The sequence below is a fragment of the Bacillus sp. ZY-1-1 genome (assembly GCF_003047165.1).
Classification (GTDB): domain Bacteria; phylum Bacillota; class Bacilli; order Bacillales; family Bacillaceae; genus Bacillus; species Bacillus velezensis.
The window spans coordinates 1,221,311-1,236,607 of sequence record NZ_CP027061.1; the positions used below are offsets into that span (position 1 = coordinate 1,221,311).

General features: G+C 41.6%; 12 protein-coding genes, 2 tRNA genes, 1 pseudogene and 1 other annotated feature. Of the genes and pseudogenes, 13 read left to right on the top strand and 2 right to left on the bottom strand.

What is annotated here, in order from left to right; translation table 11 throughout:
• Positions 1-39: 39 nt before the first annotated feature.
• The 10 genes and pseudogenes from rph to C5I45_RS19890 form a co-directional block, all read left to right on the top strand.
• Positions 40-777, top strand: coding sequence for a ribonuclease PH (rph, locus tag C5I45_RS06415; RefSeq protein ID WP_003152583.1), 738 nt, complete (start codon positions 40-42; stop codon positions 775-777).
• An 11-nt stretch (positions 778-788) separates the two neighbouring features.
• Positions 789-1,385 (top strand): XTP/dITP diphosphatase, encoded by a 597-nt coding sequence (locus C5I45_RS06420; RefSeq protein ID WP_095315571.1) that lies wholly within the window; start codon positions 789-791, stop codon positions 1,383-1,385.
• A 15-nt stretch (positions 1,386-1,400) separates the two neighbouring features.
• Positions 1,401-1,910 (top strand): YfcE family phosphodiesterase, encoded by a 510-nt coding sequence (locus C5I45_RS06425; RefSeq protein ID WP_003152586.1) that lies wholly within the window; start codon positions 1,401-1,403, stop codon positions 1,908-1,910.
• Positions 1,911-2,023: 113 nt separating this feature from the next.
• Positions 2,024-2,097, top strand: a tRNA-Arg gene (locus tag C5I45_RS06430).
• A gap of 122 nt (positions 2,098-2,219) precedes the next feature.
• Positions 2,220-2,293: transfer RNA gene (locus C5I45_RS06435), tRNA-Arg, on the top strand.
• A gap of 191 nt (positions 2,294-2,484) precedes the next feature.
• The gene (locus C5I45_RS19745; protein ID WP_025853161.1) at positions 2,485-2,733 is read left to right on the top strand and encodes a hypothetical protein; all 249 of its coding nucleotides are present in this window, start codon (positions 2,485-2,487) and stop codon (positions 2,731-2,733) included.
• Positions 2,734-2,943: 210 nt separating this feature from the next.
• Positions 2,944-6,150, top strand: a complete 3,207-nt coding sequence (hsdR, locus tag C5I45_RS06445) for a type I restriction-modification system endonuclease (protein WP_025853160.1) — start codon at positions 2,944-2,946, stop codon at positions 6,148-6,150.
• Between the two features lie 132 nt (positions 6,151-6,282).
• Entirely contained in the window at positions 6,283-7,713 is a 1,431-nt protein-coding gene (locus C5I45_RS06450; protein WP_025853159.1) for a class I SAM-dependent DNA methyltransferase, read from the top strand.
• Positions 7,710-9,194, top strand: a complete 1,485-nt coding sequence (locus C5I45_RS06455; protein WP_071543358.1) for a restriction endonuclease subunit S — start codon at positions 7,710-7,712, stop codon at positions 9,192-9,194. Before C5I45_RS06450 ends, C5I45_RS06455 begins: the two co-directional genes overlap by 4 nt.
• Before the next feature lie 271 nt (positions 9,195-9,465).
• Positions 9,466-9,838, top strand: a pseudogene (locus tag C5I45_RS19890) (recombinase family protein); the annotation flags it as partial.
• A 372-nt stretch (positions 9,839-10,210) separates the two neighbouring features.
• Here C5I45_RS19890 and C5I45_RS06475 read toward each other — a convergent pair.
• A protein-coding gene (locus C5I45_RS06475; RefSeq protein WP_095324137.1) for an IS3 family transposase occupies positions 10,211-11,361 on the bottom strand; the annotation gives its coding sequence in 2 pieces (ribosomal slippage) (positions 10,211-11,088 and positions 11,088-11,361; 1,152 coding nt in all).
• Positions 11,362-11,675: 314 nt separating this feature from the next.
• Between C5I45_RS06475 and C5I45_RS06480 the strand changes: the two genes are divergently transcribed.
• Positions 11,676-11,861: a hypothetical protein gene (locus C5I45_RS06480; RefSeq protein WP_007408136.1), complete on the top strand. Its 186-nt coding sequence runs from the start codon at positions 11,676-11,678 to the stop codon at positions 11,859-11,861.
• Between the two features lie 39 nt (positions 11,862-11,900).
• Here C5I45_RS06480 and C5I45_RS06485 read toward each other — a convergent pair whose 3' ends face one another.
• Positions 11,901-12,251 carry a hypothetical protein gene (locus tag C5I45_RS06485; RefSeq protein ID WP_014305527.1) on the bottom strand — a complete coding sequence of 117 codons (351 nt, stop codon included), beginning with the start codon at positions 12,249-12,251 and terminating at the stop codon, positions 11,901-11,903.
• A gap of 422 nt (positions 12,252-12,673) precedes the next feature.
• Positions 12,674-12,925: a binding site (T-box leader), on the top strand.
• A gap of 120 nt (positions 12,926-13,045) precedes the next feature.
• Between C5I45_RS06485 and ilvB the strand changes: the two genes are divergently transcribed.
• Complete coding sequence (gene ilvB / locus C5I45_RS06490; RefSeq protein WP_107994282.1) at positions 13,046-14,770, top strand: acetolactate synthase large subunit; 1,725 nt, start codon at positions 13,046-13,048, stop codon at positions 14,768-14,770.
• On the top strand, positions 14,767-15,285 hold the full coding sequence (ilvN, locus tag C5I45_RS06495) for an acetolactate synthase small subunit (protein WP_003152598.1): 519 nt from the start codon (positions 14,767-14,769) through the stop codon (positions 15,283-15,285). The genes ilvB and ilvN overlap by 4 nt, the downstream gene beginning before the upstream one ends.
• The last annotated feature ends 12 nt before the right edge of the window (positions 15,286-15,297 follow it).

Genomic DNA, 15,297 nt, shown 5'->3' on the forward strand with positions numbered 1-15,297 from the left:
GGAACAAAAGGTTTATGTACATATAATCGGAGGTAAAATATGAGACACGACGGAAGACAGCACGATGAGCTGCGCCCTATCACATTTGATTTGGATTTTATCACTCACCCGGAAGGCTCTGTTTTAATTACAGCGGGAAATACAAAGGTCATTTGTAATGCATCTGTGGAAGACCGGGTGCCGCCATTTTTACGCGGCGGAGGAAAAGGCTGGATCACAGCGGAATACAGCATGCTTCCCCGCGCGACGAATCAAAGAACGATAAGAGAATCTTCAAAAGGAAAGGTCTCCGGCAGAACGATGGAAATTCAGCGGCTGATCGGGCGCGCGCTCCGGGCCGTCGTTGATTTGGAGAAGCTCGGCGAACGGACGATTTGGATCGACTGTGACGTCATTCAAGCTGACGGCGGAACAAGAACGGCTTCCATTACCGGCGCATTCTTGGCAATGGCCATTGCGACCGGCAAACTCGTAAAAAGCGGCGTTATCAAAACCTCTCCCGTGACAGATTATCTCGCGGCCATTTCTGTCGGGATGGATAAAGAAGAAGGCCTTCTTTTAGATCTGAATTATGAAGAGGATTCGGCGGCTGAAGTCGACATGAATATCATCATGACGGGAAGCGGACGTTTTGTAGAGCTTCAAGGGACGGGCGAAGAAGCCACATTCTCCCGTGAAGATTTAAACGGACTGTTAAGCCTTGCCGAAAAAGGAATCCAGACGCTTATTCAAAAGCAAAAAGAAGTGCTGGGAGAAACATTGCCTGAACTGAAATAAGAAAGAGAGGCCTGATCAGCGTGAAAGAAGTCATTATTGCGACACACAATCAGGGAAAAGTGAAAGAATTCAAGGAAATACTCGAACCGAAAGGCTACAGCGTCTCTTCTTTGGCGGAAATCGGATTTACGGAAGAAATTGAGGAAACCGGACATACCTTTGAAGAAAACGCCATCTTAAAAGCGGAAGCCGTGGCAAAAGCCGTCAACAAAATGGTCATTGCAGACGACTCCGGTTTATCAGTGGACAACCTTGGAGGCAGACCGGGCGTTTATTCAGCCCGTTATGCCGGAGAAGCAAAAGATGATAAGGCGAATATGGACAAGGTGCTGTCAGAATTAAAAGGCATCGAAAAAGAGCAGCGCACGGCCCGTTTCCGCTGCGCCCTTGCCGTCAGCATGCCGGGGCAGGAAACAAAAACGGTCGAAGGTCATGTTGAAGGGTATATTGCAGAAGGACCCGAAGGAGATAACGGGTTCGGCTATGATCCCATTTTTATTGTAAAAGATAAAGATAAAACCATGGCCCAGCTGACAAGCGCTGAGAAAAACAAAATCAGCCACAGGGCTGAGGCGCTCAAGAAACTGTCAAAGCTGCTTGATTCATAAGGGGGAGCGTATGCAATGAAAGTGCTGATAATAAGTGACAGTCACGGCCTTGAAGACGAGCTGGAGACGATTGCAAAGCGGCACGAAGACGAAGCGGATCTGATGATTCATTGCGGTGATTCAGAGCTTGACGCCGCACATCCGGCACTCACGCCGTATCACAAGGTGAAAGGCAATTGCGACTTTGGCGGCGGGTTTCAGGATGAACTCCTTCTGGATGCCGGTTCAAAGAAAATTCTGGCCGTTCACGGGCATCTTCACGGCATTAAACAGTCACTTTTAACTGTTTTTTACCGGGCGGAAGAGCTTGGGGCGGATATCGTCTGCTTCGGCCATTCACATATTGCGGGGAGTGAAGTGCTTCGGGGCAAGCTTTTGATTAATCCGGGCAGCATCCGTCTTCCGAGAGTCCGCAATGTGAAAAGCTATGCCATTCTTACTCTTACAGAAAGAGAAGGCGCCGTGACATTTTACGACGAAACGGGTCGGGAATTGAAGGACTTGGGGAATACAATCAGTTTTTAACAAGTGATGGGGGAGATTTCATTCTTCCCCATCAAAAGTTTTTAAAAAAATATTGACTTATGATTTGAACCTGTATATAATAAATCTTGTCGCTGATACATAAAGCAAAAGCTGTCCCAGTAGCTCAGCTGGATAGAGCAACGGCCTTCTAAGCCGTCGGTCGGGAGTTCGAATCTCTCCTGGGACGTACAAAAAAAGAGCTGGTGACATCAGAGTGAAAACTGATGCCGCTGGCCTTTTTTATCGGATGACTATATTGTCAATTCACTGATATCATGGTAAAATAATCAGCAGATATTTGTTTTTCATGTCCCAGTAGCTCAGCCGGATAGAGCAACGGCCTTCTAAGCCGTCGGTCGGGAGTTCGAATCTCTCCTGGGACGCTAAGAAATCGGGTGTAAAGCCCGTCAAATCAACCTCTTATATCGTTTAGTGAAACGGTCAGTATAACGGTCACGTAAGAAATTACACCTGTTATTGGCTTATATCACTTTCGGTATAGGAGGTTTTTTTGTTGTGATCAAAAGAAAATGAAAATGAAGCTGACTATGTGCTAAAACGCAGGGTAAATATCATGAAAAAGGCTGAGAAACGTCACAAGCAAAGGCTTCAGGAATACAAGGAACAGAAGATTGGATTTGCCACTGAGGAAGAGGAAATATTTATTAGACTTTTCTACACGCAGCAAGAACTTGAAGATAACTTTGCTGGCTATGACTTGGGAGTTAAGAGGTTACACTTGCAGAATCTATATATGGAGCGGATGCGGCAATTATTCGATTTATATAACCTAAAAGGCACAAACTTTGTAGGAGTCTCTTAATTGAGGCTCTTCTTTTTATCGATCAAATCTGATGTCGCAGCTCCGATATTTAAACAATAACTAATAAAACCCGTCTTTTATTCACTTGGTTAAAGAATGAACCTAAACTAAGGAGCAGAGTAGAAAAAAGAGCGATACATATTATTCCTAATTTTTGCATGATTATAGTATAATAGACACAAACAACCTTTTAGGAAAACGGTGATAACAATGAGTGGCAACTTTTCATTTTTTCAAGGGAAATGGGATGTACTTGCTAACTTGGGAGAGACAGCTGAGAGAAATGTATATCATGACCCCCATACAACAGTAATGAAACTGCGATTGTTCGCTGAAACACTAACTAAATTTATTCTTGCCGCTGAAAATATTAAAGAGGCATATGGTACAACGCAAGTGGATCGCATTAACACTTTGCGTCGGGAAAGGTTACTTGAGCCTGAATTAATTGATATATTAGAGGCTCTTCGTCGCAAAGGGAATGTAGCGATGCATGAAGCGGATTATGGAAAAGTAGAAGAAGCAAAGGCTTTGTTGCAATTAACGTTCCGCTTGTCCATTTGGTTCATGGAGGTATATGGTGATTGGGATTTTCAAGCACCAGAGTATACAGAACTTCAAGAACAAGTAGAACAGAGTACAGAAACACTTCAGCGAGAATATGAGGAGAAAGTCAAAAAGCTTGAAGAAGAATTAGAGGCAATTCGTCGACAGGCGGAAGTGGAACAAGAAGAGGTAAAAATCGAGCGTAAAAAAATATCCAAAAACTTTATGCGTCGACAGCAATTAACTGAAGCCGAAACGCGTACGATTATTGATGGAAAACTACGTGCTGTTGGATGGGAAGTAGACACAACTGTACTAAATCATCAAAAGAACGGAACGCTGCCAGAGAAAAATCGAAACATGGCAATTGCTGAATGGAAGGTCAATGGCGGCAGGATTGACTATGCGTTGTTTATTGGCTTAAAGCTTGTTGGCTTTATTGAAGCTAAGGCAAAAAAGAAAACGATTCCTGGCGCATTAGAAAGTCAAACAAAAGTGTATGCAAAAAATGCGGCACAAGTCGAAGATGAAGTCATCACACCTACAACAGGTGAATATAAGGTGCCGTTCTTATACGCAACGAACGGCCGACCATACTTGAAACAACTTCAAGAAGAGTCGGGCATCTGGTTTTGGGATTCACGTAAACCGTTAGAACATGCTCGCCCATTAGAAGGCTGGCATTCACCTGACGACTTGCAGCTTCTTCTTAGTCAAGATGATAAGGATGCGAATAAACGGTTAGAAGAAGAGGATATTACGAAGTTTGGTTTGCGTCATTATCAGCAAAGAGCGGTACTTTCCGCTGAAGAGGGATTAAAAGAAGGGCAACGAAGAATGCTTATTGCAATGGCAACTGGAACTGGGAAAACTCGTACAGCTATCGCCCTCATGTATCGCTTAATTAAGTCCAAAAAATGTCGTCGTATTCTTTTCCTTGTAGACCGTAATTCGTTAGGAAAACAGACAGAGGATGCACTTAAGGATACAAAAATTGAAGGCTACTCATTTGCTGATATATACGATGTGAAGTCTTTAGAAGACATGTCTCCAGAAGTTGAAACGAAGGTGCAAATTGCGACGGTGCAGGGAATGGTTAGAAGACTTTTCTATAGCGATAACGAAAAGCTTCCAAGTGTCGGGCAGTATGATTTCATCATTGTAGATGAAGCACATCGTGGCTATACAAGTGACAAAGAAATGTCAGAGGAAGAATTGAAATTCCGTGACCAAAATGATTATATTAGCCAATATCGACGTGTAATTGATTATTTTGATGCGGCATGTTTAGGACTTACTGCAACACCAGCTCTTCATACAACAGAGATTTTTGGTATGCCTATTTTTAAGTATTCTTATAGTGAAGCGGTTCTGGATGGCTACTTAGTTGACCATGAACCACCATATCTGTTTAAGACAGAACTTTCACAAGTCGGCATTACTCTTGAAAAAGACGAAGAAGTTGAAGTGTATGATGTTGATAAAGGCGAGATTCAACTAGAAAAAATGGAAGATACCATTCATTTTGAGGTTGAGCAGTTTAATAAACGGGTAATTACTGAACCTTTTAATCGGGCGGTTCTAAACAAACTGGTTGAATACATTGATCCGACAGGAAAAGAGAAAACTCTTATCTTTGCAGCCACTGACCAACACGCAGATTTGGTTGTTCGGTTATTAAAGGAAGCCTTTAAAGAACGTGGCGATGAAATTGAAGATGATGCTATTATGAAAATTACTGGCTATATCTATAAGCCATTAGATGCCATTAAAAGGTTTAAGAACGAGCGGCTGCCAAATGTCGTTGTAACGGTTGATTTACTCACCACAGGCATTGACGTTCCTCCAATAACAAATCTAGTATTCTTACGGCGTATACAGTCTCGTATTCTTTATGACCAAATGCTTGGACGTGCAACCCGACTTTGTCCCGACATTGGAAAAACACACTTTAACATTTACGATGCAGTGGGCATCTACGATAAATTGCAAAGCTATACGGAGATGAAACCTGTTGTAAAGAAACAAAATTACAGTATCGGTGAACTATATGAATCACTTGCCAATGCTACTGCAGAAGATGAAGCTTCGTTTTATCGTAACCAATTGGCAGCGAAAATTCAGCGTCGCAAGCAAAGGCTGAATGAAGAAGGAAAACAAAAGTTTGAAGAATTGTCGAATGGAAAAAATGTGGATGAGTGGGCGAAAGAAATTCAGTTATATACTCCGCAAGAAGCAAAACAGCACAACATGTTATTTGAATATATGGAAGCCTATCGGGTAAAAGGCGAGAAACGATATATCTCCAACAAAGAGGATGAAGTAACAGATGTGGTTCGGGGATATGGTGAAGGAAACAAGAGACCAGAAGATTATTTAGAAGGTTTCGTTCGTTTTATCCAAGAAAATATTAATGAAATTCCCGCTCTTCATCTTATTTGCACACGACCGAAAGATTTAACAAGGCAGGATTTACGAGAACTTATTACCATTCTAGAAACGAAAGGCTTTAAGCAATCGCATTTGCAGACAGCTTGGAAGCAGACAAAAAATGAAGACATTGCAGCAGACATTATTAGCTTTATTCGCCAAGCTGCATTAGGTGAAGCGCTAGTTGCCCATGAAGCACGTATTAAACAGGCGATGCAAAAAGTGTATTCACTGCATGATTGGACTCCAAGACAGAAGAAATGGTTAGAGAGAATAGAAAAGCAATTACTTAAAGTGCCTGTATTAGCACCGACTGCAGAAGAGGCATTCTCGGAAGAACCATTTAAAACTCCGGGCGGCTATAAATTGCTGAAGCGGGAGTTCGGTGACTATATTGATACGGTTGTTACCACTATAAATGAGAACCTTTATATTAGTTAACAATGTGCCTCTTCATAGGGGCACTTTTTAAGTTATAATAGATAAGTTACTTTATCTTTGATTTTCACTTTAATGAGGTTTGAATGAGAATCCAACATTAAAATATACTCGGAGTTAGCAGGAGGCTGAAAAATGAACAACCAAGAAATCGTTCAAAAACTATGGAATTTATGTAATGTGTTACGTGATGATGGGATTACCTATCAGCAATATGTAACAGAGTTAACCTACTTATTATTCCTCAAAATGATGAAGGAGCAGGAAACAGAAGGTGTGATTCCAGAAGGAAATCGATGGGATGATTTGTTAGATAAAGAAGGTTTGGAATTAAAGACATTTTATCAGCGATTGTTACTTGAATTAGGAAGCAGTGAAAATGAGCGGCTGCGTCTAATATACAGTGATGCTTCTACAAGTATTGCTGAGCCGAAAAACTTAGAGAAGATTATTAAATCGATTGATGCCCTTGATTGGTACAATGCAAAAGAAGAAGGGCTAGGCAATCTTTATGAGGGTCTATTAGAGAAGAATGCAAGTGAAAAGAAATCAGGAGCGGGGCAATACTTCACACCTCGTGTATTAATTGATGTGATGGTTCAATTAATCGACCCGAAAATCGGTGAGCGGTGCGCTGACCCTGCAGCTGGAACATTCGGTTTCATGATTGCTGCAGACCAATATTTAAAGAATCAAACAGATGACTACTTCGATATAGAACCACAAGAAGCCGAGTTCCAAAAGAAAGAAGCTTTTGTAGGTATGGAACTTGTTAAAGATACGCATCGTCTGGCACTCATGAATGCGTTGCTTCATAATATCGAAGGACGTTTGGAACAAGGCGATACTTTATCGGGTAACGGGAAATGGATGAAGAACTTTGATGTTATTTTAACAAACCCGCCGTTCGGTACAAAAAAAGGCGGGGAACGGGTATCCCGTGACGATTTAACGTTTGAAACATCGAACAAACAGTTGAATTTCTTGCAGTTGATTTATAACGCATTAAAAGATGATGGAAATGCAAGAGCAGCGGTTATCTTGCCCGATAATGTCTTGTTTGAAAGCGGGATTGGCTCACAAATTCGTCGTGACTTGATGAACAAATGTAACTTACACACGATTTTACGCTTACCAACAGGAATTTTTTATGCGCAAGGTGTAAAAACGAATGTTTTATTCTTTACAAGGGGAACAACAGACCAAGATAACACGAAGGATGTATGGGTATATGATCTTCGGACAAATATGACTTCATTTGGCAAACGTAATCAGCTAACAATGGCTCATTTTGAAAACTTCATGAAGGCATATGTAGCTGAAGACCGTTCTAAGATAGAAGATGAGCGTTGGAATGTGTTTACACGAGAAGATATCGCAAAAAAAGATGATAGTTTAGATATTGGATTAATTGCAGATGAATCATTATCTTCATACGACAACTTGCCAGACCCAATTGCATCAGCAGAAGAAGCGATTGTGAAACTTCAACAGGCAATGGATTTATTAAATGAAGTAGTTGAGGAGTTACGTGCTGTTGAAGAGGATGAGGTGGTCAAACAGTGAGCAAAAATAAAAAGACCATTGAAGAGCTATTAGAAGAAGCTGTAGTTCCAAAGGAAGAGCAGACTTATGAAGTTCCTGAGAACTGGGTATATTTCAAATTCACTTCCATATTTGATGTACAAGGTGGCACTCAGCCCCCAAAAAGCCAATTTGTTGATGAAGAGAGAGAAGGATACGTTAGGTTAGTTCAAATTAGGGACTTTTCTTCTGATAAATATAAGACATATATTCCGAATACTCAAAAGCTAAGAAAAATGAAAGAAGAAGATATTCTAATAGCAAGATATGGTGCATCAATTGGAAGGATATTAACAGGACTAAGTGGTGCTTATAATGTCGCTTTGGCAAAAGTCGTTTATCCAAAGGGAAAAGTTGATAAGAAATTTTTATTTTGGCTATTGAAATCTGAACACTTTCAAATTCCTTTAATGGGTATATCTCGTTCTGCACAGTCGGGTTTTAATAAAAATGATTTATCTTATTTTAAAATGCCCTTGCCGCCATTAAATGAACAAAAACGGATTGCTGAGAAAGTGGAGCGTCTTTTAAGTAAAATTGAAGAAGCAAAGCAGTTGATTGAGGAAGCGAAGGAAACGTTTGAACTTCGTCGAGCGGCTATTTTGGATAAGGCGTTTCGTGGAGAGTTGACTAGGAAGTGGAGAGAAGAAAATTCATCTATCGAGTCGGCATTAGAAAGGATTGAGTTGATAAAACAAGAAAGGTTTTACATTGCTGAAACTAAGAAAGAAATATCAGAAATAACAGAGATGTTTGATGAACTCAATACAGAAGAATGTATAGATAATAATGAATGGTTGTATTTAAAGGCAAATATGTTTTGTTATAACATAAATTGTGGAGGTACACCTTCAAAAGATATTTCTGAAGAAGGAGAAATTCCATTTTTAAAAGTTTATAACATTGTAAATAATAAAGTTTCCTTTTCGTATAAGCCTCAATATATTCCCAAAGAGGTTCATAAATCAAAGTTAAAGAAATCAATTTTGAAAGCCAATGATGTAATTATGAATATAGTTGGTCCACCATTAAAAAAAATAGCCATAATTCCAGAAGAATATTATGAAATGAACATGAATCAAGCTATTGTCCGTTTTAGACCAATAAAATATGTATTACCAAAATACCTTTATTACTGTCTACAATATGATGAAACGTTAAGAGATGTAATCAATGAAACCAGAGGTGTTGTAGGTCAAAGTAATATATCTGTTTCTCAAAGTAGAAATTTAATTATGCCAATTCCTCCACTTGAAGAACAAGCTGAAATAGTAAATAAATTAGAGGAAATGATTAAAAGAGAAGAAATTGCGTTAAGCCTAGTGTCTGATGAAAAGAATTTAGACGAACTTAAGCAATCTATCCTTTCTAAAGCATTCCGAGGTGAATTAGGAACAAATGACCCAACTGAGGAAAATGCGATTGAATTACTAAAAGAAGTGCTACAAGAGCAAGTGAAATAGTTGTAAGAGGGCATCCAAGTTAGTTGGATGTCTTTTACGGTTGCATACATGCCAAGTTGGGTATTGGTTTGATACAGAACCACTCTCATTCACAAACTGGCAATCGGTAAATTTCAGACACGACCCACATTATCAATATGATTTAGCATGATAAAGTAATAAGAATTGCAGTGAAACCCTATTCAAGTTCGATAATGGTATCGATAGCAGAGGTGGAGACTTATAAGTGATATCAAAGAAAAGATACCGCTGCCTCAAGGTGGAATCAATTATGGACAACAAAGAATTTGGATACGTTAGAGTAAGCAGCAAAGACCAAAATGAAGCACGACAACTGAATAGTGTGTATGCTCCTGGAATTGATGAGCGTGATATTCATATCGATAAGCAAAGCGTGTAAGACTTCAATAGACCTCAATACCAAGCTTTGAAATTGCGTTTGCGAAAAGGAGATACGTTATACATACATTAGATAGGCTAGGTCGTAACAAAGAGATGATTTTAAACGAGTGGAAAGATATCACACAGAACATCGAAGCACATATTGTTGTAATTGATAAGCCATGTTGGATACACGGAAATACAATGAATCCATCGGTTCTTTCGTGGCTGACTTGGTGTTACAGGTATTATCGTGGGTTGCATCAGCATCGCAATAGGGACAGCATTCTTTGTTATCTCTCATGAAACCACTTCTTTAAATAAATATCTATACCTTTTAACATAGCAGATTTAAGTACAACTGTATTACCTCTTCAATAGGGTTTTTTTCTACTATATGAATGCTTGAACTGTACAGTATAAGCAAATATAATAGAAATTAAGTCAATCGGTCAAAGTTCGGAAAGTGACCGTTATACATGAACGTAACGATAGCGATATGTAAAGGGTGAAGGCCGGATAGAGCAACGGCCTTCTAAGCCGTCGGTCGGGAGTTCGAATCTCTCCTGGGACGTATAAAAACCTCAAGCCCTGAGGGACTGACCCCCGTTTTTGAGACAGGGATCAAAACACCTTTAAGCAGCCAGCTGTCGGTATGTGACCGGCGGCTGGTTGTTTAGTTTCGTTTGAATACGAATGTTGTTATAATAGTGTATATAGGTTTCGACAGTTTGTTCTACGATGGTCGTCGTAGTGCTTTCCAACCTGTCGAGGTAGAACGTTTCAGACTTTAGTGAGGAATGAAACGATTCGATGGAGGCATTATCAGCGGGCGTCCCTTTGCGGGACATGCTCATGGTAATGCCTTTTGTTTTAACAGCTTTCTGATACTCATAAGATGTATAAACAGAACCTTGGTCACTATGTAACACACAGTTCTCTGGCAGTGCGGGCAGCTGATCAAGTGTGTGTAAGACAAAGTCTGTGTCCTGTCTATCGCCAATCGTAAAAGCAATCACTTCTCCATTGTATAAATCCAATATACTGGAAAGATACAATTGTTTCTGCTCATAAGGCAAATATGTGATATCCGTTACTAGCTTTTCCAGAGGGCGATCAGACTGAAAGTTCCGATCCAATATATTCTCGGCCACGGCATATGGCTGCCCATTCTTCTTGCGCTTTTTCACCTTAACCCGGCATTGCCACTGATTCTTCTGCATAATGCGCTGAACCGTTTTATGATTCATACGCATTCCCTTTTTTAATATGGCTGTGATTTTCCGATAGCCATATCGATACTTGTGTTCTCGGCACAACGTGCCGATTTGTTTTTCTAAATGGTATTTAGGGTTATCTTTCATCAGATTCTTCTTCCAACGATAATAAGATGCTCGTGAGATACCTAAATGAATACAGATATCTTTTATGGTCATTGTGCTGCGCAATGCTTCTACAAGCTCGACTGGCGTTTCGCTATCAGCTTCCTTTCCAATTCGTTGTACTTTTTTAACACTTCATTCTGTGGTCTCAGATAACGATTTTCTGCCTGCAGTTTCTCTAATTCGGAAGAATACTCCGGACCTTTTCCATAAGAATATTGCTTTCCGACAGGTTGTTCGAATCGATGTGTGTCCCCAGCTTTATACCACCTGACCCATGTCTGCACCTGCGTCTTATTCTTTATATTCAATTCCTGCAGGATCTCTTTCATAGGTACGCCTGCCAATCTCATTTCTACAGCCTTCTGTTTCACTTCAACCGGATAACTCACTCTTGTCCCCATAGAAAAAACACCTCCAAGTCTAATTTCGGATAACAATCATCCGTATTCAAACTTGAAGGTGTTTTTATTTGTCTCATATTATGGGGTCAGTCCCATGGGCTTGAGGTTTTTTTTGTATTTTATTGTACGAAACAAAAGTCCCGTATTTGATGAAAATTGTAAAGTAATTTTAATGTAAATGAAACTTAATGTAATATTTACCGTAATAAATATATGTATAAAGATACTTAAGGCGCCCTTGAGTGATAAATTATCTGATTTCTATCATACGTTTTGTTGATGATTGATAGAAAGACAGCAGGAGGAATTAGCTTTTGAAGTACGCATTTGCATATAAAAATCACAATATAGAAACGATCTTTTGCGGAAAAGACGAGCTGTTTGAGGAACTGAAACAATTTTTAATCACTCAATGCGGTTTAATCATTGTTGAGGTTTCAAGGGCTGATTACTATACGGAGCAGGAAATGAATCAGTGGAATGACCGTTATACTCTGTGAATAAGAAAAGAAACCGGCCGTGTGAGACCGGTTTTTGTATCATCTGAATCCGCTCGGAGCGCTGAAGCCCCCGGCATGGCCGCTGAAACCGCCCCCGAGCGCGCCGGGATGTGCCCCGGCGCCGAGGCTTCCGCCGACGTCACTGAAGGTTTGGCCGTAGTACCCGGATGTATAAGGGTACGGAACGAATTGCTGTCCGGCGAATGACAGTGTGCTTTGCGGGGTCTGCTGTCCGTATCCGGATGGCGGAAATCCCTGCTGAAAAGAAGGGCCGCCTTGATATGGTGCTGTATGCATCGGGGCCGGAGGATAGTAAGACTGCGGCGGTAAGACCGGTAAAGGCGGAAATCCAGGAGGCAGGCCCTGCATGCCTGATAACATCTTATTCATGACATCACTCATTTCTTACGAGATAAGAACAGTGTATGCGTATGTCTGTATAAAGAGCCTGTTCAATCGAACGGAATATCTGACAAGCATGCCGGAAGGACAGAGAAAAATCGCGTAATAAAATGTGACATATTCGTATATGAACGGAAAAATTTCATGTAATCTTGAGAGATTAATAAAAAAAATATAAAAACTTTTAACATTTGCCGATCCTTTTATATCAGTAATGAAAGCGTATACAAAATAGATTGATTAATCTAAATTGTCTAATAATTATAAAAATGCTGTTGACACTGTCTGCAAACGGGCGTAATATGAGTTCAAACAAAAATAAATAAATGATTCACGCTAAAAAGAAAAATCATAAAACACTGAAAAAACAAACAAATGAAGGTTCTTTTTTAATAAAAGAGCTGCCATAATAAAAAGCGCAGAAGAGGATAAGTAGCTTTGCTGAAGTTTTTCACAGAGAGCCGGTAACGCTGAGAGCCGGTAAAACAAATCAAAGTGAACTCCCCTCAGAGTGCCGGTCTGAAATGTAAAGAGTAGGACTCGGCCGAGTGAACGCAATGTTTACTCGTTATCAAAACGGATAATCATTATCCATGAGACGGTCTGCATATGACCGTAAACAAGGGTGGTACCGCGGAGAGCAAAGCCTTTTCGCCCCTTTTGGCTATCGCATGAAATGCTTGGCTGAATGTGGGTGGGAAGGCTTTTTTATTTGCGTCAGCCGGCGCTGCGTTTTATGAATTGGATTTTAGAAGGGAACATTGAAAAAGGAGGAACTGAAAATGGGCACAAATGTACAGGCGGATTCTTTGTCTGCCGATTGTACAAAAACAATGAACGGGGCTCTGATGCTGATTGAATCATTAAAGAAAGAAAATGTCGAGATGATCTTCGGCTATCCGGGGGGAGCCGTCCTTCCGATTTACGATAAACTGTATCAATCAGGATTGGTTCACATCCTGCCCCGCCACGAGCAAGGCGCGATTCATGCGGCAGAAGGGTATGCGAGAGTCTCCGGAAAGCCGGGGGTTGTGATTGCTACCTCCGGACCCGGAGCGACAAATTTAGTTACCGGTCTTGCGGATGCGATGATTGATTCACTGCCGCTCGTAGTGTTTACCGGTCAGGTCGCCACTTCGGTCATCGGCAGCGACGCTTTCCAGGAAGCCGACATTTTAGGAATTACGATGCCGATTACGAAACACAGCTACCAAGTCCGCCGTCCGGAAGATCTCCCCCGTGTGATTAAAGAGGCGTTCCATATTGCCACGACGGGAAGACCGGGCCCGGTATTAATTGATATACCGAAGGATGTCGCAGCATTTGAAGGAGAATTCAGATATGATCACGAGATCAATCTTCCGGGTTATCAGCCGGTAAAAGAGCCTAACTATCTGCAGACCCGAAAGCTCGTGGAAGCTGTCAGCAGTGCGAAAAAGCCGGTTATTTTAGCCGGAGCGGGTGTTTTGCACGGTAAAGCTTCAGAAGATTTAAAAAATTATGCCGAACAGCAGCAAATTCCGGTAGCGCACACGCTTCTCGGTCTGGGCGGTTTCCCGGCAGACCATCCTCTTTTTCTGGGAATGGCGGGGATGCACGGCACATACACAGCGAATATGGCGCTTTACCACTGTGACTTGCTGATCAGCATCGGAGCGCGGTTCGATGATCGCGTGACCGGAAATCTGAAGCATTTTGCAAAATCGGCCAAAGTAGCGCATATCGATATTGATCCTGCTGAAATCGGAAAAATTATCGAAACGCAGATTCCGGTGGTCGGCGACAGTAAAATCGTCCTTCAGGAATTATTGAAGCAAAACGGAAAACAGGGACAGACAGAGGAATGGAAACAGCAGCTTTCAGAATGGAAAGAAGAATATCCGCTTTGGTATACAGACGACAGAGAAGAGGGCTTGAAACCCCAAAAGCTGATTGAGTATATTCACCAATTCACAAACGGTGAGGCGATTGTGGCGACGGATGTCGGCCAGCACCAGATGTGGGCGGCTCAGTTTTATCCTTTCCGAAAGGCTGATAAGTGGGTGACCTCGGGGGGGCTCGGCACAATGGGCTTCGGCCTTCCGGCGGCCATCGGAGCGCAGCTGGCCGATCGTAACGCCACGGTCGTTGCCATCCTCGGAGACGGCGGTTTTCAGATGACCCTTCAGGAATTAGATGTCATCCGGCAGCTGAATCTTCCTGTCAAAGTGGTTATCTTGAACAACGAATGTCTGGGCATGGTCAGACAGTGGCAGGAAATCTTCTATGAAGAACGCTATTCTGAATCCAAATTCTCGGCGCAGCCTGACTTTGTCAAATTGTCAGAAGCCTACGGCATTAAAGGCGTTCGGATTTCATCGGAAGAAGAGGCGGAAGAAGAGCTTAAAAAGGCGCTTTCATCAAAAGAACCGGCCGTTATTGACGTCCGGGTCGCCAAAAGCGAGAAAGTATTCCCGATGATCGCGCCGGGTAAAGGACTTCATGAAATGGTGGGGGTGAAACCTTGAAACGCATTATCACATTAACGGTGGTCAACCGCTCGGGGGTATTAAACCGGATCACCGGCCTGTTTACAAAAAGACACTATAATATCGAAAGCATCACTGTAGGCCACACCGAAACAAGCGGTGTTTCAAGGATTACATTTGTCGTCCATGTGGAAGGCGAAAATGACGTAGAGCAGCTGACAAAGCAGCTTAACAAACAAATTGACGTCCTGAAAGTGACGGATATTACAAACCAATCGATTGTACAGCGTGAACTGGCATTAATCAAAGTTGTTTCCGCACCGTCGGCCAGAACGGAAATCAATGGAATCATTGAGCCGTTCAGAGCTTCCGTCGTTGATGTCTCAAGAGACAGCATCGTCGTTCAGGTTACCGGCGAATCTAATAAAATCGAAGCGCTCATAGAGCTTCTCAAACCTTACGGAATTAAAGAAATCGCGAGAACGGGCACAACGGCTTTTGCAAGGGGAACCCAGCAGAAGGCGTCATCCAATAAAACAATTTCAATTGTATAACACAAAAAAGGG

Excerpts from the sequence above, each read along its gene's own strand:
- C5I45_RS19745 (WP_025853161.1), top strand. The coding sequence starts at position 2,485 with ATGAAAAAGGCTGAGAAACGTCACAAGCAAAGGCTTCAGGAATACAAG.
- C5I45_RS06450 (WP_025853159.1), top strand. The coding sequence starts at position 6,283 with ATGAACAACCAAGAAATCGTTCAAAAACTATGGAATTTATGTAATGTG.
- ilvB (WP_107994282.1), top strand. The coding sequence starts at position 13,046 with ATGGGCACAAATGTACAGGCGGATTCTTTGTCTGCCGATTGTACAAAA.
- rph (WP_003152583.1), top strand. The coding sequence starts at position 40 with ATGAGACACGACGGAAGACAGCACGATGAGCTGCGCCCTATCACATTT.
- hsdR (WP_025853160.1), top strand. The coding sequence starts at position 2,944 with ATGAGTGGCAACTTTTCATTTTTTCAAGGGAAATGGGATGTACTTGCT.
- C5I45_RS06485 (WP_014305527.1), bottom strand. The coding sequence starts at position 12,251 with ATGAATAAGATGTTATCAGGCATGCAGGGCCTGCCTCCTGGATTTCCG.
- C5I45_RS06425 (WP_003152586.1), top strand. The coding sequence starts at position 1,401 with ATGAAAGTGCTGATAATAAGTGACAGTCACGGCCTTGAAGACGAGCTG.